Annotated in this window: 18 protein-coding genes; 10 read left to right on the plus strand and 8 right to left on the minus strand. The window is 70.8% G+C overall.

Annotation, left to right across the window (positions count from 1 at the left end; all coding sequences use genetic code 11):
- Positions 1 to 215: 215 nt before the first annotated feature.
- The 9 genes from rpmH (at position 216) to ACZ6KF_RS15350 (ending at position 7,062) form a co-directional block, all read left to right on the plus strand.
- Positions 216 to 353 carry a 50S ribosomal protein L34 gene (rpmH, locus tag ACZ6KF_RS15310; RefSeq protein ID WP_003956500.1) on the plus strand — a complete coding sequence of 46 codons (138 nt, stop codon included), beginning with the start codon at positions 216 to 218 and terminating at the stop codon, positions 351 to 353.
- Between the two features lie 21 nt (positions 354 to 374).
- A complete protein-coding gene (gene rnpA, locus ACZ6KF_RS15315) occupies positions 375 to 746 on the plus strand; it encodes a ribonuclease P protein component (protein ID WP_356629366.1) in 372 nt (123 codons plus the stop codon).
- Complete coding sequence (gene yidD / locus ACZ6KF_RS15320) at positions 743 to 1,096, plus strand: membrane protein insertion efficiency factor YidD (RefSeq protein ID WP_356629368.1); 354 nt, start codon at positions 743 to 745, stop codon at positions 1,094 to 1,096. The genes rnpA and yidD overlap by 4 nt, the downstream gene beginning before the upstream one ends.
- A gap of 3 nt (positions 1,097 to 1,099) precedes the next feature.
- Positions 1,100 to 2,407 carry a membrane protein insertase YidC gene (yidC, locus tag ACZ6KF_RS15325; protein WP_469158871.1) on the plus strand — a complete coding sequence of 436 codons (1,308 nt, stop codon included), beginning with the start codon at positions 1,100 to 1,102 and terminating at the stop codon, positions 2,405 to 2,407.
- Positions 2,408 to 2,422: 15 nt separating this feature from the next.
- The gene (locus tag ACZ6KF_RS15330) at positions 2,423 to 2,935 is read left to right on the plus strand and encodes a Jag family protein (RefSeq protein WP_356629372.1); all 513 of its coding nucleotides are present in this window, start codon (positions 2,423 to 2,425) and stop codon (positions 2,933 to 2,935) included.
- Between the two features lie 127 nt (positions 2,936 to 3,062).
- Positions 3,063 to 3,779, plus strand: coding sequence for a 16S rRNA (guanine(527)-N(7))-methyltransferase RsmG (gene rsmG, locus ACZ6KF_RS15335; RefSeq protein WP_356629374.1), 717 nt, complete (start codon positions 3,063 to 3,065; stop codon positions 3,777 to 3,779).
- Between the two features lie 295 nt (positions 3,780 to 4,074).
- Positions 4,075 to 5,148, plus strand: a complete 1,074-nt coding sequence (locus tag ACZ6KF_RS15340) for a ParA family protein (RefSeq protein ID WP_469175971.1) — start codon at positions 4,075 to 4,077, stop codon at positions 5,146 to 5,148.
- On the plus strand, positions 5,145 to 6,251 hold the full coding sequence (locus ACZ6KF_RS15345; protein WP_469158872.1) for a ParB/RepB/Spo0J family partition protein: 1,107 nt from the start codon (positions 5,145 to 5,147) through the stop codon (positions 6,249 to 6,251). The genes ACZ6KF_RS15340 and ACZ6KF_RS15345 overlap by 4 nt, the downstream gene beginning before the upstream one ends.
- A 193-nt stretch (positions 6,252 to 6,444) precedes the next feature.
- A complete protein-coding gene (locus ACZ6KF_RS15350) occupies positions 6,445 to 7,062 on the plus strand; it encodes a GNAT family N-acetyltransferase (protein WP_356629378.1) in 618 nt (205 codons plus the stop codon).
- Between the two features lie 96 nt (positions 7,063 to 7,158).
- Here the strand turns inward: ACZ6KF_RS15350 and trxA are convergent, their stop codons facing one another.
- The 7 genes from trxA to ACZ6KF_RS15385 all read right to left on the minus strand — a co-directional run bounded on the left by trxA (position 7,159) and on the right by ACZ6KF_RS15385 (position 16,981).
- Entirely contained in the window at positions 7,159 to 7,491 is a 333-nt protein-coding gene (gene trxA, locus ACZ6KF_RS15355) for a thioredoxin (RefSeq protein ID WP_228966305.1), read from the minus strand.
- 41 nt (positions 7,492 to 7,532) lie between these two features.
- A complete protein-coding gene (gene trxB / locus ACZ6KF_RS15360) occupies positions 7,533 to 8,501 on the minus strand; it encodes a thioredoxin-disulfide reductase (protein WP_469238660.1) in 969 nt (322 codons plus the stop codon).
- A 132-nt stretch (positions 8,502 to 8,633) separates the two neighbouring features.
- The gene (locus tag ACZ6KF_RS15365; protein ID WP_469238662.1) at positions 8,634 to 9,581 is read right to left on the minus strand and encodes an anti-sigma factor family protein; all 948 of its coding nucleotides are present in this window, start codon (positions 9,579 to 9,581) and stop codon (positions 8,634 to 8,636) included.
- Complete coding sequence (gene sigM, locus ACZ6KF_RS15370) at positions 9,578 to 10,303, minus strand: RNA polymerase sigma factor SigM (protein WP_356629384.1); 726 nt, start codon at positions 10,301 to 10,303, stop codon at positions 9,578 to 9,580. Before sigM ends, ACZ6KF_RS15365 begins: the two co-directional genes overlap by 4 nt.
- Before the next feature lie 27 nt (positions 10,304 to 10,330).
- Positions 10,331 to 12,064, minus strand: coding sequence for a protein kinase family protein (locus ACZ6KF_RS15375; RefSeq protein ID WP_469238664.1), 1,734 nt, complete (start codon positions 12,062 to 12,064; stop codon positions 10,331 to 10,333).
- A 139-nt stretch (positions 12,065 to 12,203) separates the two neighbouring features.
- Entirely contained in the window at positions 12,204 to 14,531 is a 2,328-nt protein-coding gene (gene murJ, locus ACZ6KF_RS15380) for a murein biosynthesis integral membrane protein MurJ (protein WP_469238666.1), read from the minus strand.
- A 44-nt stretch (positions 14,532 to 14,575) separates the two neighbouring features.
- Positions 14,576 to 16,981 (minus strand): DUF6049 family protein, encoded by a 2,406-nt coding sequence (locus ACZ6KF_RS15385; RefSeq protein WP_469238668.1) that lies wholly within the window; start codon positions 16,979 to 16,981, stop codon positions 14,576 to 14,578.
- 175 nt (positions 16,982 to 17,156) lie between these two features.
- Between ACZ6KF_RS15385 and ACZ6KF_RS15390 the strand changes: the two genes are divergently transcribed.
- Complete coding sequence (locus ACZ6KF_RS15390; protein ID WP_356629392.1) at positions 17,157 to 18,596, plus strand: CCA tRNA nucleotidyltransferase; 1,440 nt, start codon at positions 17,157 to 17,159, stop codon at positions 18,594 to 18,596.
- An 85-nt stretch (positions 18,597 to 18,681) separates the two neighbouring features.
- Here the strand turns inward: ACZ6KF_RS15390 and ACZ6KF_RS15395 are convergent, their stop codons facing one another.
- Entirely contained in the window at positions 18,682 to 19,959 is a 1,278-nt protein-coding gene (locus tag ACZ6KF_RS15395; protein WP_356629394.1) for an MFS transporter, read from the minus strand.
- Between the last annotated feature and the right edge of the window lie 13 nt (positions 19,960 to 19,972).

Below are 19,972 nucleotides of genomic sequence, written 5' to 3' on the forward strand. Positions count from 1 at the left end.
TCCCCCAGGCTCGCCGGTTTGACCGAATGGCGTAGCCGCGCGTACCGTAACCAGGTCGAGTTGTCGATGGCTGCTGCCGCCTGCCTCCGATGGGCACAGATCGCGTCAGGTGATCGGAAAGCGGTGCACTCGGGCGTAACGCGAGCTACTCGTGGGCGCACGGTGACAGCCAGGACGGCACCCCGCAAACACCGATTCTTTTCTGGAGCCCCCGAGTGAGCAAGCGCACCTTCCAGCCGAACAACCGTCGTCGCGCGAAGACCCACGGCTTCCGGCTGCGTATGCGCACCCGTGCCGGCCGCGCGATTCTCGCGTCCCGCCGCAGCAAGGGTCGCGCCCGTCTGTCCGCCTGATCCCGGTCAGGTCATGACGTCGTGCTGCCCACCGAGAACCGGCTGAGGCGGCGCGAGGACTTCGCGACCGCGGTACGACGAGGACGCCGGGCCGGACGCCCACTCCTCGTCGTCCACCTTCGTAGCGGTGCCACGGACCCGCACGCGCCTGGGGAGAGCGCTCCCCCGACGCGTGCGGGTTTCGTCGTGAGCAAGGCCGTGGGCGGTGCGGTCGTCCGCAACAAGGTCAAGCGCAGACTGCGCCACCTGATGCGGGACCGGGTCGCCCAGCTGCCCCCCGGTAGCCTGGTAGTCGTACGAGCGCTGCCCGGTGCGGGTGACGCCGACCATGCACAGCTGGCCCGAGACCTGGACGCCGCCCTCGAGCGGCTACTGGGAGGGGGCGCGCGATGAAGTACCCGCTGCTGGCGCTGATCAAGCTGTACCAGTGGACCATCAGCCCGCTGCTCGGGCCGGTGTGCAAGTACTACCCGTCGTGTTCCCACTACGGCTACACGGCCATCGACCGGCACGGGGCCCTCAAGGGCACCGCACTCACGGCCTGGCGCATCCTGCGTTGCAATCCGTGGTCGCTGGGCGGCGTGGACCACGTCCCGCCGCGCAAGCGTCCGCGGTGGCACGAGATGCTGCGCAGCACATGGCGCGCACGCAAGGGCGGGCCCTCCGCCGCCGACTCGGCCACCGAGGGGCAGCCCCCCTCCAGCCCGGCCGCAGAGACCCCGTCCCATGCCCAAGGAGCATGATTAGTGGACACGATTGCCAGCTTCTTCAGCTTCATCACGACACCCGTTTCCTGGGTCATCGTGCAGTTCCACACGCTGTACGGCGCGATCTTCGGCCCTGACACGGGCTGGGCCTGGGGCCTGTCCATCGTGTCCCTGGTGATCCTGATCCGTATCTGCCTGATCCCGCTCTTCGTGAAGCAGATCAAGGCGACCCGGGCCATGCAGACGCTCCAGCCCGAGATGAAGAAGATCCAGGAGCGCTACAAGAACGACAAGCAGCGTCAGTCCGAAGAGATGATGAAGCTGTACAAGGAGACGGGCACCAACCCGCTCTCCTCGTGCCTTCCCATCCTGGCGCAGTCGCCGTTCTTCTTCGCCCTGTACCACGTGCTCAACAGCATCGCCTCGAACGACACCGTCGGCGTGATCAACGAGCGGCTGCTGGAGAGCGCCCAGAAGGCGCACATCATCGGCGCCCCGCTCGCCGCGAAGTTCACCGACAGCTCCGACAAGGTCGAGGCGCTCGGCTCCTCGATCACCGACGTCCGGATCGTGACCGCGGTCATGATCATCCTGATGTCGCTGTCGCAGTTCTACACGCAGCGCCAGCTGATGACGAAGAACGTCGACACCACGGTGAAGACGCCGTTCATGCAGCAGCAGAAGATGCTGATGTACGTCTTCCCCATCATCTTCGCCGTCTTCGGCATCAACTTCCCCGTCGGTGTCCTCGTCTACTGGCTGACCACCAACCTGTGGACCATGGGCCAGCAGATGTACGTCATCCACAACAACCCGACCCCGGGTTCCAAGGCCCAGGCCGCCTACCTGGACCGTCTGTACAAGCACGTCACCAGCCACGGCAGGACCCGTCGCCGCAGCGAGCGTGCCATCGTCAAGGCCATCGTCGCCAAGGGCCGCGACCGCAACGAATACGAGCGCAAGTTCATCAACGGCCTGCACAAAGCCGGCCTCACGGCCCAGGCGGACGGCACGGTCGTCAAGAGTGAGAGCACCGTGGCCACCGTCACCGAGGACGGCACGCCGGCCACCACCGCGGCCGCCCCGAAGCGCCAGCAGCCCAAGCGGCAGCCCAAGGCCAAGCGCCAGGCCGCGCCGAAGACGGCGGGCGGCGACGCGAAGACCTCTTCGACCGCGTCCGGTGCCTCCGGCGCGACGTCGCTGAGCAAGTCCGACGAACCGGAGGACGCGGCCCCCGTGGAATCCGCCGGGAAGAAGCCGGCGCCCAAGTCCGGCGGCGGTCGCAGCCGCGCCCAGTCCGGCCAGCGCAAGGGTCCGCAGCGGCCCAAGTCCTCGTCCAAGAAGTAAGAAGGAGTCCATCCCGTGACGGAAGGCACCACCTCCGCCGCTGCCGAGGGTGCAGACACCCTGACCCGCCTGGAGCAGGAGGGCGACATCGCGGCGGACTACCTCGAGGGTCTGCTGGACATCGCCGACCTCGACGGCGACATCGACATGGACGTCGAGGGCGACCGCGCCGCTGTCTCGATCATCAGCGACACCGGAAGCCGTGACCTGCAGAAGCTCGTCGGCCGGGACGGTGAGGTGCTGGAGGCGCTCCAGGAGCTCACCCGTCTGGCCGTGAACCGGGAGACCGGGGACCGCAGCCGCCTGATGCTGGACATCGCGGGCTACCGTGCCAACAAGCGCTCCGAACTCTCCGAGCTGGGCGCCAAGGCCGCCGCCGAGGCCAAGAGCAGCGGTGAGCCCGTGAAGCTGAAGCCGATGACGCCGTTCGAGCGCAAGGTCGTGCACGACGCGGTCAAGGCCGCCGGGCTGCGCAGCGAGTCCGAGGGCGAGGAGCCGCAGCGCTTCGTCGTCGTGCTGCCCGCCTGATTCGGCCCCACGCTTCCACCGGCCCCGTCTGTTGAGCAGACGGGGCCGTACTTTGTCAGCCTGATAGTTCTGGTGGTTCTGAGGTCGGCGCCCGGTGCGCCGACGCGGTACGGAAGGACGGTCCCCCGTGACGGAGGCAGCGGAGCTTCCCCCCGCGCCCGAGGAGGCGCGCGAGGTTTTCGGCGATCGCTTCGCGGACGCGGTCCGATACGCGGAGCTGCTCGCCGAGGCGGGCGTGCAGCGCGGTCTCATCGGCCCGCGCGAGGTGCCCCGCCTGTGGGAGCGGCATCTGCTGAACTGTGCCGTGCTCTCGGAGGTGGTCCCCGAGGGCGTGACGGTGTGCGACGTCGGGTCGGGCGCCGGACTGCCCGGCATTCCCCTGGCCCTGGTCCGTGAGGACTTGAAGATCACTCTCCTGGAACCGCTGCTGCGGCGCACCAACTTCCTGACCGAGGTCGTGGAGCTGCTGGGCCTGGATCACGTGACCGTGGTCCGCGGTCGTGCCGAGGAGGTCATGGGCAAACTCCCGCCCGTCCAGGTCGTGACGGCACGAGCCGTGGCACCCCTGGACCGGCTGGCCGGCTGGGGCATCCCCCTGCTGCGGCCCTACGGCGAGATGCTCGCGCTCAAGGGAGACACCGCCGAGGAGGAGCTGAAGGCTGCGGCCACGGCGCTCAGCAAGCTCGGCGCGACGGAGACGTCCGTCCTCCACGTCGGCGAGGGCGTGGTGGATCCGCTCTCCACGGTCGTGCGGGTCCAGGTCGGCGAGAGCCCCGGCGGAGTGCGTTTCGCCGCCAAGCGGGCCAAGGCGGCGCGCACGGGGCGGACGCGCCGACGGCGTTGACGTCCTCTTCGTCTTCGTCCCTCATCGTCTTTTGCGGACAGACGTACTCCACACAAGCTGCCCGCCCTCTGTGCGCCGGAGTGTCGCGGCAGTCCGGCCTCGGCGGCTGTGCATCGTGTTTCACGTGAAACGTCGCTCACTGTTGCACGGCATCATCAGCCGCGGCCGGGCCGCGGCCGAACCCCGCGACCGAAAGCCTCTCGGTTCTCTGGGAGAGGCTCCCACTCCAAAGTTGTCCACAGAGGTGGATTTCTCCACAGATCGCCAGGCCTCACTGGTTCATCACCCCGAAGGCATGGGAGGCTCTGTTCATTGCGAGCCTGAAGTCGAGGAGAGTGAATCCTTGCGGTCCGACGCCAACATCGCGGGACCGATGACCGATCCGGTCCCCGGTCCCCGTACCGAGTCGCCAGGGGACGATGTTTCACGTGAAACACCGCCTCCGATGGACGACACTCCCATCGGTCGTGCTGCCCAGCTGGCGGTCGAGGCTCTGGGCCGGGCCGGAGAAGGGCTGCCACGACCCGAGCAGACGCGTGTCATCGTCGTCGCCAACCAGAAGGGCGGGGTGGGCAAGACGACGACGACCGTCAATCTCGCCGCCTCGCTGGCTCTGCACGGCGGCCGTGTCCTGGTGATCGACCTCGACCCCCAGGGCAACGCGTCCACCGCGCTGGGCATCGACCACCACGCCGAAGTCCCGTCGATCTACGACGTACTGGTGGAGAGCAAGCCGCTTTCCGAGGTGGTCCAGCCGGTCACCGACGTCGAGGGTCTCTTCTGCGCCCCCGCCACCATCGATCTCGCCGGTGCGGAGATCGAGCTGGTGTCCCTGGTGGCGCGGGAGAGCCGGCTCCAGCGGGCCATCCAGTCCTATGAGCAGCCGCTGGACTACATCCTCATCGACTGCCCGCCCTCCCTCGGCCTGCTGACGGTCAACGCCCTGGTGGCCGGCCAGGAAGTTCTCATCCCGATCCAGTGCGAGTACTACGCGCTGGAGGGACTGGGCCAGCTGCTGCGCAACGTCGACCTGGTGCGGGGACACCTCAACCCCACGTTGCACGTCTCGACGATCCTGCTCACCATGTACGACGGTCGGACGCGGCTCGCCTCGCAGGTCGCGGAAGAGGTGCGCACCCACTTCGGCGACGAGGTGCTGCGGACGAGCATCCCGCGCTCGGTCCGTATCTCCGAAGCGCCGAGTTACGGGCAGACGGTGTTGACCTACGATCCAGGTTCGAGCGGTGCCCTTTCCTATCTGGAGGCGGCCCGGGAAATCGCGTTGCGGGGGGTCGGCGTCCGGTATGACGCGACGCGGGCCCATCTCGGCGCAGGCAATGATCAGAGCATGGTGGAGGGGATCCAGTGAGTGAGCGACGAAGGGGGTTGGGCCGTGGGCTCGGCGCACTGATCCCTGCGGGACCGCCGGAGAGGGCCACGGTTCCCGCCCCGGCCCCGGCGGGAGGCGGAGCTTCCACGTCTCCCGCGACCGTGCCGGTGCTGACGGGCGAGCGGGGCGTGGCTGCGGCGAAGCTGACGACGCTTCCTCCTGTTCCACGTGAAACAGAGGAGTCCTCGCCGACCGGCGCCCCGGAGACGCCCGCTCCGCCTCTGGGCGCGCATTTCGCCGAGATCCCCCTCGACGCCATCACGCCGAACCCGCGGCAGCCGCGCGAGGTCTTCGACGAGGACGCGCTGCAGGAACTGATCACCTCCATCAAGGAGGTCGGTCTGCTGCAGCCGGTCGTCGTGCGGCAGTTGGGGCCTGGCCGTTACGAGCTCATCATGGGCGAGCGGCGCTGGAGGGCGTGCCGTGAGGCCGGGCTCGAAGCCATCCCGGCGATCGTGCGGGCCACGGACGACGAGAAGCTTCTCCTGGACGCGCTCCTGGAGAATCTGCACCGCGCCCAGCTCAACCCGCTGGAAGAGGCGGCTGCCTACGACCAGCTGCTCAAGGACTTCAACTGCACCCACGACCAGCTGGCGGACCGCATCGGCCGGTCCCGTCCGCAGGTCTCCAACACCTTGCGTCTGCTGAAGCTGTCGCCGACGGTGCAGCGCCGGGTGGCCGCCGGAGTGCTCTCCGCCGGCCACGCCCGTGCCCTGCTCTCCGTCGAGGACGCGGAGGAGCAGGACCGGCTGGCCCACCGGATCGTGGCCGAGGGACTGTCCGTGCGGGCCGTCGAGGAGATCGTGACCCTGATGGGTTCGCGGCCCAAGGCGGCGCAGCGTTCCAAGGGGCCCCGGGCCGGGACGCGGATCTCGCCGGCGCTGAGCGATCTGGCCACGCGGCTCTCGGACCGCTTCGAGACGCGGGTGAAGGTCGACCTGGGGCAGAAGAAGGGCAAGATCACCGTCGAGTTCGCCTCCATGGAGGACCTCGAGCGGATCCTGGGCACGCTCGCTCCGGGCGAGGGCCCGGTGCTCCAGCGGAGCCTTCTGGAGGACGATGCCGAGGACCCGGAGGACTGAACCGTCGGCCGACGGGATGTGGTTCCGCTCGGCGGGCCACGCACGCGGGCCGTGTCCGGTGATGCCGGGACACGGCCCGCGTTCTGCTGTGGGGCCGTGCCGGGGCCAGACAACGCGGATACGATGCGTTCGGGTGCGGAGTGCTTTGACGGCAGCCCGCCACGGCGGGCGAGGGAAGCGAGGAACAGCCTTCATGGGGCGTCGGCTCGTACCGCTCACGCTGGACAACCTTCAGGATCTTCCCCAGCGCTGTCGCACCTGTGTCTTCTGGGAGCTGGACCCGGTCAGCGGTGAGGCCGCGGTGAGAGCGGGCACGGCGGCCGAGGAGAAGGAGGCATGGATCTCCGGCGTGCTGCTGGACTGGGGCTCCTGCGGGCGGGTCGTCTATGTGGACGAGGTGCCGGTGGGCTTCGTGCTCTACGCGCCGCCCGCCTACGTGCCCCGTTCGACGGCGTTCCCCACGAGTCCGGTGTCCCCGGACGCCGTGCAGCTGATGACCGCGTTCATCCTTCCCGGGTACCAGGGACAGGGACTGGGCCGGGTGATGGTGCAGACCGTCGCCAAGGATCTTCTGCGACGGGGCTTCAAGGCGATCGAGGCGTTCGGGGACGCCCGCTGGAAGGAGCCTGCCTGCGTCCTGCCGGCCGACCATCTCCTCGCCGTCGGGTTCAAGACGGTGCGCTCCCATCCGACGCACCCGAGGATGCGGCTGGAACTGCGGACGACGCTCTCCTGGAAGGAAGACATGGAGCAGGCGCTGGACCGGCTTCTGGGCGCGGTGCAGAAGGAGCCGGCGCTGCGGCCGTTGTAGCGGCACAGGAAAAGACGGAGTGGGCCGACCCGAAGGGGTCGGCCCACTCCTGTTTCACGTGAAACATACGCCGTCCACGGGACGACGGCGCCTACGTCACTCGGCGATGAAGTCCGCGAGGTCGCGCACGATCGCGGCCTTGGGCTTGGCGCCGACGATGGTCTTGGCGACCTCCCCACCCTGGTAGACGTTCAGGGTCGGAATCGACATCACGCCGTACTTCGCGGCCGTGCCCGGGTTCTCGTCGATGTTCAGCTTGACGACCTCGATCTTGTCGCCGTACTCGGCGGCGATCGCCTCGAGGGACGGAGCGATCTGGCGGCACGGACCGCACCAGGCGGCCCAGAAGTCCACCAGGACGGGCTTGTCGCTCTTGAGGACGTCCTGCTCGAAGGAGTCGTCGGTCACGTTCTTCAGGGTGCCGGCCACGGCGGGCTCCTAACTTGTTGGTGCGTGAGGGGTGAGGGGGATCAGACGGTGGTCTTCTCGGGCTCGGCCTGCTCGGTGTCGGCGAGGGCGGCGAGGTAGCGCTCGGCGTCGAGGGCGGCGGAGCAGCCGGTGCCGGCGGCGGTGATGGCCTGGCGGTAGGTGTGGTCGACCACGTCGCCGGCGGCGAAGACGCCCGTGACGTTCGTCCGGGTGGAGGGAGCGGTGACCTTGAGGTAACCCTCTTCGTCCAGCTCCAGCTGGCCCTTGAACAGCTCGGTGCGCGGGTCGTGGCCGATGGCGATGAACAGGCCGGTCACCGGCAGGTCGGACAGTTCACCGGTCTTGACGTTGCGCAGCTTGAGGCCGGAGAGCTTCTGTTCGCCCAGGACCTCGGCGACCTCGCTGTCCCAGACGAATGTGATCTTGGGGTCGGCGAAGGCACGCTCCTGCATCGCCTTGGAGGCGCGCAGGGTGTCCCGGCGGTGGACGATCGTCACCGACTTGGCGAAGCGGGAGAGGAAGGTGGCCTCTTCCATGGCGGTGTCACCGCCGCCGATGACGGCGATGTCCTGGTCCTTGAAGAAGAACCCGTCACAGGTGGCGCACCAGGAGACACCGCGTCCGGAGAGGGCGTCCTCGTTGGGCAGGCCGAGCTTGCGGTGCTGGGAGCCGGTGGCGACGATGACGGCCTTCGCCCGGTGGGCGGTGCCCGCGGTGTCGGTGACGGTCTTGATCTCGCCGGTGAGGTCGACGGAGACGATGTCGTCCGGGATCAGCTCGGCGCCGAACCGCTCGGCCTGGGCGCGCATGTTGTCCATGAGCTCGGGGCCCATGATGCCGTCCTGGAAGCCGGGGAAGTTCTCCACCTCGGTGGTGTTCATCAGCGCGCCGCCCGCGGTGACGGCACCCTCGAAGACGAGGGGCTTCAGCGACGCGCGTGCGGTGTAGAGCGCCGCGGTGTACCCGGCGGGCCCGGAGCCGATGATGATCACGTTTCGGACGTCGCTCACGGCTAGATTCCTCGTCTCTGGACTGCGTCTTCGACCGGTGGGAGCCCTCCGAGGCCCTCACCCACCCAACGGATACTAAGGGGCGTACATTCCCGCGGAGCCCGGGCTCACAGGGAAGCCGTTCTCCGGCTCTCAGGGACGGTCGTACGACTGCGTCAGGAGTACCTCGGCCGGGGCGGAGGAGGAGTCCGTCACGCACGTCGCGTCGACGACGTACGCCGTGATCCGCGAGGCGTCCGTGGCGTCGGGGAGTACCACGAGGAGGGCGGTCGTGCCCTCGTAGGTGCCGTTGTCCGTCGCGAGGGCGCCGTCGGCGCGGCCGATCCCCTTGCGGACGCAGTCGGGGACGGGGACCGAGGTCTGCCGGAAGACACGGGCGTCGTCGTTTCCGAGAGAGGACTCCCCCTCGGACGCCGGGCTGCGCCGGTCGCCGCGCCGCTCGCCGTCATCGAGCAGCTCCGACACCTGGCCCTTCAGATTGTGCCGGGTGAAGGCTGCCGCCGACGTGGCCTGCTCCTGGTGGCCCGGTCCGGCGGGCTCCGAGCCGGTCAGCGTGGAGACCAGCACGGCGCCGAGGCCCAGGGCGGCGGCCGAGAGAGCGGCGGTGAGCACGGCGACACGGCGACGCCCACCAGGCCGCCGCTCGCGCTCCTTGCGCCCCTTGCTTCCTTTGCGTCCCGGTCCGGTGGTGGAGGCAGGGACGCGGCCGGAGGGGCGATCCGTCGGCGTCGATGTTTCACGTGAAACACGCGGGTCGTGGTCCGTGCCGGATCCGGCGGGGGACATGTCGGCGGACGCCGTGATGTCCGCGGCGACGGGCGGTCTGGAGCTGAGGAGGACCTCCGCGGCGAGGGCGGCGTCGATCCGCTCGGCGACGTCCACGGGCATGGGGGAAGGACTGGGCAGCGTGCCGAGCAGGCTCCGGATCTCCTCGAGGGAGGCCAGGACATCCGCGCACAGTTCGCACGCAGCCAGATGCCGGCGGACCTCGGCGGTCCGGGAGGGTGGGAGCAGGCCCTCGGCGAGGTCGGAGATCTCGGTGACGTCCGGGTGCCCGGCCGTGTCCGTCGAGGTTGTCACGCTCGCCCACCTCCGCCCTTCACAGCAGCTGAATCGCCTGGCCCGGCATCCTGCGGAGCCGTCTCGTGCGTCTGCGTCGCCGGTGGGACGGATGGCCCCTCGACCCGGTTCCGTCCGGCGTCCGGTGCGTCGGCCCCGCCCGGGCGTGCGGGGCGCAGATGGGCGAGCAACGGCAGAAGTCTGGCCCTGCCGCGGGCGCACCGGCTCTTCACCGTCCCGGTCGGAACGTCGAGCACCTGGGCCGCCTCCGCGACCGGATAGCCCTGCATGTCGACCAGGACCAGGGCGGCGCGCTGGTCGGGCGGCAGTGTGCCGAGGGCCTCGACGAGCTGGCGGTGCAGATCGTTGCGCTCGGCCGGGGCGGACGCCGACTCGTGCGGCTCCAGCAGTTGCTCCAGCCGCTCGGGGTCGTCGACCGGCGAGGTCTTCCGGGAGGCCGCCTTGCGGGCCCGGTCGAGGCAGGCGTTGACGGTGATCCGGTGCAGCCAGGTGGTCACGGCCGACTGGCCGCGGAAGGTGTGGGCGGCCCGGTAGGCGGAGACGAGGGCGTCCTGCACGGCGTCGGCGGCCTCCTCGCGGTCGCCCAGCGTCCGCAGCGCCACAGCCCACAGCCGGTCACGGTGGCGGCGGACCAGCTCGCCGAAGGCGTCGGGGTCGCCCTCCACATGACGGGCGAGCAGCTCCCGGTCGCCGACCGAGCCGTGTCCGGCGTCCTGCGCCATCGGACCACTCCCCCTTCCGGTGAGGCGTCAGCCCGTGAACTTCACGTCGGTGATCGCCTGCTTGTAGCCGGGGTCGCTGAAGCCGTCGCCGGGAGCGTGCGGCATGGCGGTGAACCACACGAGTACGTACTGGGTCTTCACGGCGGCGTCCGCCTTCACGGCGGCGGACGTGCCGGAGGTCGTCACCGTCCCCAGCTTCTTCATCGAGCTGATGGGCGTGGCGGAACTCATGGAGTCCGTCGCGTACAGGGAGACCGTCGTGTGGTCGCCGGCGAACAGCAGCTTGATGGACGCGGCCGAGACGGTCTGCTCCGAGCCGAGGTCGTAGACGATTCCCACGCCGGGCTTGTAGGCGGGATTCATCTCGGGGCCGTCGACGAAGCTCTTGGTGCGCCAGTACGTGGAGCTGTCGCCGTCGTAGGTGCTGGGCACGTCCTCCGGGGACTGCGCGGAGCCCTTCGCGATGTACTCCTGGGCGCCCTCGATGCCGAGGGTCCGGACCGGCTTGGAGGCGTCGTCGTCCTTGTCGCCGCCGTTCGTGGTCTGCGTCTTGTTCGTCCCGTCGGACTGCCCGCCGCGCTCCATGAGGGCGTCAGCGAGCTGCCAGCTGCCCAGGCCCAGGGCGGCGATGAGGAGGGCGGACACGGCCCACTTCAGTGCCTTGCCGGTGCGGCTCTGCAGCGGGGGAGGCGGGGACGTCACCGGCTGGGTGGTCCCGGGGTGGGGGGCGGGGCGGCCGTACGTGCCCTGCTGGTAGGTGGTGCGCTGGTACTCGGGCGGGGCGGTGAACGCGGGCTCCGGCGGAGGGATGCGGGGCATCTCGCCGATCGCCTTCACCAGCTCGTCGGGGGTCGTGCAGGGCGACTCGTGCCGCGACGCGGTCGCGCCGTCGTTGGCGAGGGCGCGCATCGCCAGCTCCGACAGGCCGCGGTGCACGCCCGCCCGTACCTGGTCGGGGGCGATCAGACCGACGTCCTTGGGCAGCCCGGACAGTCCGTAGGCGTCGTTCTCGTACGGCCAGCGCTGGGTCAGCGCGGCGTACAGCAGGGCGCCGACGGCCTCCGTGTCGGCGCGCTGGGGCGTGTCGGAGCTGATGCCGCGCAGCGCGGCGTTCACGGCGAGCCCGCGAATGCGCCACTGCCCGCTGGACGTGCGCAGGACGGCATTGGGGTTGAGGCGCAGATGGGCGAGGCCCTCGCGGTGGGCGGCGGCCATGGCGGCGGAGACCTGACTGACCATCTGGTAGGCGTCGTGCGCCTCCAGCGGGCCCGCGGACAGCAACGTGGTCAGTTCGGTGGCGTCGGGCAGCCACTCGTGCACGACGTACACGAGGTCGTTCTCCTCGACGGCGTCGAGCACCTGGACGAAACGGGGATCGCCCAGCAGCGCGGAGGAGCGGGCCGCGGCCAGGACGGAGCGGGCCCGCGCGTGATCCGCGGGCAGGACGTGCACGCCGACGGCGCGCCGGAGCTTCTCGTCCACGGCACGCCAGCTGCTGAAGCCGTCCAGACGGGTGACGCAGTCCTCGAGCCGGTAACGCCGGGCGAGTTTGTGGCCGCTGTGCAGCTCGGGCGGTGAGGCCTTTCCTCCGGGACCGTCGGTCCCGCCGCTCCCCTGTGCCTCGTCGAGTTCCGTGTCCCGCTCCCGGTTCTGGGCCACCCCGTCGGCCGTGGACTGGTCCGCCTGATCCGCCTTGGCGGTCAGCGACTTCTCGCCGCTGCTGTCTGCCACGTCGACGGCAGCCGTGCTCCGTTCCGCCACCGTCGTTCCTGCCTCCCCATTCGTAGCGCGCCGGCCGACTCCGCCGCGCGCCGTCCGACACCGAAACCAATTGTGCCCACAGTCCGCCGCTATGCACGACACACGGTGGCGGACGATGGTTGTGCGCCTACCCCGCCATTCAGCGGCCCAGACGCCCGCGGACCATGCCCACCAGTGAGTTCAGCTCCTCGATGCGCATGCGCCGGGCGGCGACGAAGAAGACTCCGAGCAGCACGGCCCCGCCCGCCAGCAGGGCGGCGAGCGAGCCCAGGGCGCCCTGTCCGAGGGCCTGGCTGATGCCGTAGCAGGCCGCGCCGCTGAGCAGGGCCGCCGGCACGGAGGCGATGGCCAGCCGGGCGTAGGTCCGCATCACGCGGGCGCCGTCCAGGTCGCCGCCGAGCCGCTTGCGCAGCCGCTGCCAGGCCACGCCGACGCCGATCGCGTAGGCGAGCCCGTACGAGGCCGCCATGCCGACCACCGCCCAGCGGGCCGGGATGACGAGGAAGCAGACGGCCGAGGCGCCCGCGTTGACCGCGGCGACGATGACCGTGTTGTAGAACGGCGTCCGCGTGTCCTCGTAGGCGTAGAAGGCGCGCAGGACGACGTACTGCACGGAGTACGGGATGAGGCCGAGGGCGAACGCCATCAGCATGAAGCCCATGTTCGTGGCCTCGCCGGTGCCCGAGGAGCCGAACATCAGGGTGCACATCGGGATGCCGAGCGCGACGAAGCCGAAGGCGATGGGCACGATCGCGACCGCGGTCGTCCGCAGCCCCTGGGAGATGTCGTCGCGCACCGCGCCGGCGTCGCCCTCCGCCGCCGAACGCGACAGGCGGGGCAGCAGGGCCGCCATGAGGGAGACGGTGATGATGGCCTGCGGCAGGCCCCAGATCAGCTGGGCGTTGGCGTAGGCCGCGAAACCGGTGCCGTCCACGGGCGACTCCTCGCCCGCCGCGGTCGACAGCTGGGTGACGACGATGGCGCCCGCCTGGTTGGCGAGGACGAACAGGACCGTCCACTTCGCCAGCGTCACGGCCTTGCCCAGGCCGTGTCCCTTCCAGTCGAAGCGCAGCCGCAGCCGGAAACCCGTCTCCCGCAGGTACGGGAGCATCGCCAGGGCCTGGACGACGAGGCCGAGCAGCACGCCGACGCCGAGCAGCCGCTGGCCCTCGGGGGGGATGCTGGTGACCTTCATGCCCGAGTGCTCGGCGGTGCCGTACACCCACAGGAACATGCCGAGCGTCACGATGATGACGATGTTGTTCAGGACCGGCGTCCACATCATCGCGCCGAACCGGCCGCGCGCGTTGAGGATCTGACCCATCACCACGTGGACGCCCATGAAGAAGATCGAGGGCAGGAAGTAGCGCGCGAAGGTGATGCCGACCTCGTTGGCATCCGGATCGCCGGCGACCGCGCCGGACAGCGCGCGGATCAGCAGCGGCGCCCCGAGGACGGAGAGCACGGTCAGCACGCCGAGCGCCACCATGACCAGCGTCAGCAGACGGTTGGCGTAGGCCTCGCCACCGTCGTCGTCCTCCTTCATGGCCCGCACGAGCTGCGGTACGAAGACGGAGTTGAGGCCGCCGCCCACCGTCAGGATGTAGATCATGGTCGGCAGCTGGTAGGCGACCTGGAAGGTGTCGCCCAGCATGCCGACGCCCAGCGCCGCGACGATCATCGCGGACCGGACGAAGCCGGTGAGCCGGGACACCATCGTGCCCGCCGCCATCACGGCGCTCGACTTCAGCAGACTTCCCGCGCGTCCGCCCTTCCGGGCCGGCGCCGCGGTCGCGGGGGCCGGAGCCGGCTCGGCGGCCTGGGGCGGGTACTGGCCGGCCGGGGGACGGGCGTCCTCGTGGGGGCCCTCGCCGCTGTGGTGGCCGCCGTACTGTCCCTCGCCCCCGTGGTTCCCGCCGTACAGGGCCGTCGGGCCGCCCTGGCCCACGCCGGGCGCGGCTGCCGGGCCGGGCACCGACGGGTGGTCCGTCGGCGGGCGGACACCGCTGTACTGCTGGTCCCGGAAGAGGTACGCGAAGGCGTCGTGCTCCTGCGGCTCGGCGGCCGACCGGGTCACCAGGTCGTCGACGCCCACGTACTCGGTGGTGCGGGGATCGTCGCCGTACGGGAGGTACTGGGTGGGCCCCTCCGGCTCGGGCGCCGGGGTCTGCGCCCACACGCGCGGGTCGGGCGCGTACGGGGACTGCGGCGGCTGGGCGTACAGCGGCTGCTGCGGGTACGTGCCCGGGGGCGGCGGGGGGTGTGCGGCACGGTCGTAGAGCGCCTCGGCGACCGGGTCCTGGGCCGTGAGGTCCTGGCCGCGGTAGGGGTCCTGGTCGTAGGCGTCCTGGAGGTACATGTCCGCGGGGTGCTGCGGCGGCACCTGGCCGTGCTCGGGCGGCGGGCCCTCGGGGTACCCCGGGCTGTCCGCGCCCTGGCCGCGGTCACCGTCGTACGGCGCGTTCATGGTTACCCCACCTCATCGTCCCGGGCCGACCGGCCACGACATCCTCAACGGTCCACTCTCTCACCCGTCCCGGACGGGTCGGCGCTTTCCGCTGCGGTGTCCGATGCCGGGTCACCCGGCTGCTCGGGGGCATGGGCCCCGCTCCGGTGACCGGACTCTTCGTCGCCGGGCCCCACGGGGACCTCGGGGTCCGTGGGGCCGTCGGCCGCCTCGACCGGCGTGCCGGACTCCTCCGCGTCCGCCGCCGCGGCCTCGCGGGCGGCCGCCCGCTTGCGCTGGGTGTACATCCGGAAGCCGGCGAGGACCAGCAGCAGGACTCCGCCGCCGATGACCAGCATCACGGTGGGAGTGATCTCGGTGACCTTCACGTCGAAGACGACCGGGTCGCCGTACGCCTGGCCGTCCTCCGTGAACAGCTGTGCGTACACGCTCACCCGGCCGTTGGCGTTGGCCGATGTGGAGAACTTCACCGACTGGCTGTGCCCGCCGGCGACGGTGACCCGCTGCTCGGAGTAGTCCTTGCCGCCGATCTCCAGACGCGTCGGGCTGGTCGAGGTGAGCCGCAGCACCAGGTGGTCGACGCCCTGCACCAGGTTGTTCTGCACCGTGACCGGGATGGTGGCGCTGCGGCCGGAGAGCTTGGTCTCCGACTTGTCGATGAGCACGACCTGACCGGCCAGGTCGTCGAGGTGGTCCTCGACGCCGTCGCGGAAGCCGACCGCGTCGAGCGCCCTGCCGCGCCACGACGTGGACATCTCTCGGTTTATGGCCCGCCCGAAGGGGGTCACCACCCGCGACTGGGCGGAGAGGATCACCCGGAAGCCGTCCAGCTTCCTCTGCGTCCGCGCGATCCGCTCGAAGGCCTGGCGCGGCAGCTCCTGCTTGCTCAGCCTGCCGGGGTACGCGGAGGCGGCGGGCACCTTGGTGGTGGCGTCCGGGTCGGGCTTGGCCGCCGCGGTGGCGCTGAGCTCCTGGGCCTGGCTCCACCGGCCGTCCTGGAGGACCGCGATCGCCTCGGCCATCGCGCGGGCCTGGCTCGCGGTGGGCATCCGCTGCGGGGCGACGACGATGCTGCGCTGCTTGTTCGTCTGGAGGTTGAGGGCGAGGCTCTGGGCGAGGAACCGCTGGACGGAGAGCGTGGAGGACGACGCCCGCGTCAGGTCGCCCCGGAACGCCGTGGACAGCCGCGCGTCGGCCACCACCGCCGTGGTGCCGCCGCCGATCGGGCGGGGCGCGGAGGGCGTGTACGGCAGGTTGCCGGTCTCCTGGAGGCTGTCGTTGCGTGCGATGACCTTGTCGGCGCCGGCGGACGTGGCGACCTTCACGATCGAGGGGTCCACCGCGCCGTCCACCGGCCAGGCGAAGTCGGTGCTCGGAGTGGTGTGCAGCACCGTCTCGACGACCGTGGCGGCGACGTCGCTCGCGGCCTTGAACTGGCTGAGCGAGCCGGTGACGTCGGTGCCCTTGTGGGCGAGGGAGGCCAGGTCGGGGTCGGCGTAGGGCAGGGCGACGACCTCCTTGCCGGCCACCGCCTGCTGCAGATCGGCCAGCCATCGTTTCGCGGCCGCCTGCCGGGTGCCCGGTCTGGTGTCCTCGCCGTCCTTCACCTCGTAGCTGCCCGCCATCGCGTCGACGGAGGCCAGCAGGTCCGGATCGATCACCCAGGTGACGTCGAGGCTCGTGCCCAGCGAGACGAGCTGCTCGAGCCGGCCGCCCGGGGAGATCTCCTCGGCGAGGTCCTCGTCGAGGAAGACCGGCGTCTGCTGTTCGTTCGACCCCGTCTCCGCCGTCATGTGGGAGGTGGAGACGAGCGGCCACAGGAACGTCGTCCTCGTCCTGGTGCCGGCCTCCTCGGGCTGCCACGGCAGGAACGTCCGCTGGATGCCCAGGACCTGCTCCCAGGGCTGCGCCGCGGTCTCGCCGGAGAGGGAGACGCCGAGCTGGTAGACGCCGTCGTCGCCGAGGTCCAGCTCGTCGACCGGTACGGAGATGTTGAAGTGGCGGGGCACGCCGGGGGTGAGTTCGGCGAACTCCTCGGTGTACGAGCCGCCGAGCGCCGTCCCGTCGCTTCCCGGGGAGTAGCCGGTGCGGGTGGCCGCGCTGTCGACGTCGGAGCGGGTGGTGAGCTCGGGGCCGACGCGCAGGTCGACCCGGGCGTCGGTGACGGCCTGCTCGCCGTTGTTGGTCACCGTGCCGGAGACGGTCAGGGTGTCGCCCTCGCCGGGGGCGGCGGGGCTGAGCGAGTCGAGCGCGACCGACACCGTGCGTGACCCGGTGGCGGCCTTCGCCGAGGCCGGTGCGGCGGCGGGCGCGGCGTCCGCGACGCTTGCGGCGGGCAGCTGGAGCAGGCCTGCCAGCAGCGGCGCCCCGGCCAGCAGCGCTCCGGTGCGCCGCAGCCACCGGCGGGCAGGTGAGGGACTGGTCCCCTGGAAGTCTGCCGCCTCGGCCACGCGCTCGCCCGTCCCTCGTCATCGTCAGTGGTCGTCGGAATGTGCGTCCACGCATGGTAACGATGTGCGCCGAGGGGAAGTGCCGCGGTCCGCCTCCCGGTATCCGCTGCCACCGGACCCCACCGCGCGTAATGGGGACGCCCGCGGCAGTCCGGGCCACGTACCCTCTTCTGTTGTGCCGAACGCCAAGGAAGACACCACTGCCCCGAGCCGGGATCGAGTCAGCGCGGTCAGCGAACCGCTGCGGGTCGCCCCTGTCGCCGACGACCTCGCCCACCGCTTCCGGGAGGCCGGCTTCTCACTCGCCCTGGTCGGCGGCTCGGTCCGGGACGCGCTGCTGGGCCGGCTCGGCAACGACCTGGACTTCACGACGGACGCCCGGCCCGAGGACGTGCTGCGGATCGTGCGGCCGTGGGCGGACGCCGTGTGGGACGTCGGGATCGCCTTCGGCACGGTCGGCGCCCAGAAGGACGGCTTTCAGATCGAGGTGACCACCTACCGGTCGGAGGCCTACGACCGGACCTCGCGCAAGCCCGAGGTGTCGTACGGCGACTCCATCGAAGAGGACCTCGTCCGCCGGGACTTCACGGTCAACGCGATGGCCGTCGCGCTGCCGGAGAAGCGGTTCATCGACCCGCACGGCGGGCTGGACGACCTCGCGGCACGCGTACTGCGCACGCCGGGCACGCCCGAGGAGTCGTTCTCGGACGACCCGCTGCGGATGATGCGGGCGGCGCGGTTCGCGGCGCAGCTCGACTTCGAGGTGGCCCCCGAGGTGGTCACGGCGATGACGGAGATGGCCGGACGGATCGAGATCGTCTCGGCCGAGCGGGTCCGGGACGAGCTGAACAAGCTCATCCTGTCCGCCCGCCCGCGCAAGGGCCTGACGCTCCTGGTCGACACGGGGCTCGCGGACCGCGTACTGCCGGAGCTGCCGGCCCTGCGCCTGGAGCGGGACGAGCACCACCGCCACAAGGACGTCTACGACCACACGCTGATCGTCCTGGAGCAGGCGATGGAGCTGGAGGAGGACGGCCCCGACCTGACCCTGCGGCTCGCCGCGCTGCTGCACGACATCGGGAAGCCGCGCACGCGTCGCTTCGAGCAGGACGGCCGGGTCTCGTTCCACCACCACGAGGTGGTCGGCGCGAAGATGACCAAGAAGCGAATGACGGCCCTGAAGTACTCCAACGAACTGGTGAAGGACGTCTCCCGCCTCGTCGAGCTGCACCTGCGCTTCCACGGTTACGGCACCGGCGAGTGGACGGACTCCGCCGTGCGCCGGTACGTCCGGGACGCGGGGCATCTGCTGACCCGGCTGCACAAGCTGACCCGTTCGGACTGCACGACGCGGAACAAGCGCAAGGCGACCGCGCTGTCACGGGCGTACGACGGGCTGGAGGAGCGGATCGCCCAGCTCCAGGAGCAGGAGGAGCTGGACTCCATCCGCCCCGACCTGGACGGCAACCAGATCATGGAGATCCTCGGGGTCAAGCCGGGCCCCGCGGTGGGTCAGGCCTACAAGCACATGCTCGAACTGCGCCTGGAGAACGGCCCCATGGAACATGACCAGGCCGTCGCGGCGCTCAAGCGGTGGTGGGCCGAGCAGGGCTGAGCCGCAGGACGGGTCATGTTTCACGTGAAACATGACCCGCCGCGTGTGGGAGGGGCGAAGTTTCACGTGAAACATCGCCCCTGTTTCACGCCCGGGCCGCCTGCCGCCGCTGGAACCGGGCCATGGTCGCGGCGACGCATCCATAGAGCGCGGCGATCATCAGCACCAGGGGCGCCGACCGTCCGTCGGGGGGCAGTATCAGCGCGGCCACCGCTGCGGCGCCCACGAAGGCGACGTTGAACAGGACGTCGTAGAGGGAGAACACCCGGCCGCGGAAGCCGTCGTCGACCGATGACTGGACGATCGTGTCGGTGCCGATTTTCGCGCCCTGGGTCGTCAGGCCCAGGACGAAGGCGGCGGCAAGCAGCGGCACGGTGGCGAAGGGCAGCCCCAGCGCCGGCTCCAGGGCGGCGGCGGACGCCGCGCAGACCACGATCCAGCGACCGGGGCCGAGCCGCCCGGCCGCCCACGGCGTCAGCACGGCCGCCGCGAAGAACCCGGCACCGGAGACGCCCAGCGCCACACCCAGCAGGGCGAGCCCGTCCTCGGGGTCGTCGGTGAGGGCGTACCGGCAGAGCATGAGCAGCATGACGGTCAGGGCGCCGTAGCAGAACCGCATCAGCGTCATCGACGCCAGCGCCCAGGCGGCCTCCCTGCGCGGGGGCGCGGCGAGATGGCGGACGCCGGCCGCGAGGTCGCCGGCCGTCGCGGACAGCGCGGCCGTCAGCCGTGGCCGCACCGGCATCCGGTCCGGCCCGAGCAGTTCCCGGCCGATCCTCAGCGTGGCCAGCGCCGAACAGAGGTACAGCCCCGCTCCTGCCAGCACCACGGCGGCGTCGGAGTCCGCGAACAACAGCCGGACGGCGAAGGCCAGACCGCCGCCCGCGGTCGCGGCGAGCGTTCCGGCGGTCGGGGAGAGGGAGTTGGCCATCACCAGGCGTTCGCCGTCGACCACGCGGGGCAGCGCGGCCGACAGTCCGGCGAGGACGAAGCGGTTGACGGCGGTGACGCAGAGGGCGGAGGCGTAGAACAGCCAGTCCGGGACCTGCGCGATCATCAGGACCGCCGTGGCGGACGCCAGCAGGGCGCGCAGCAGGTTGCCGTGAAGGAAGACCTGGCGGCGGCGCCAGCGGTCCAGCAGGGCGCCGGCGAAGGGGCCGACCAGGGAGTACGGGAGCAGAAGCACCGCCATCGCGGAGGCGACACCGGCGGCCGAGGTCTCCTTCTCCGGGGAGAAGACGACATAGGCGGCGAGGCCCACCTGGTAGACGCCGTCGGCCCCCTGCGACAGCAGACGTACGGCGAGCAGGCGCCGGAAGTCCCGGAAGCGGAGCAGGACGCGCAGATCACGTACGACGGCCATGGGCACAGCCTCA

The organism is Streptomyces sp. NPDC046379, assembly GCF_055587785.1.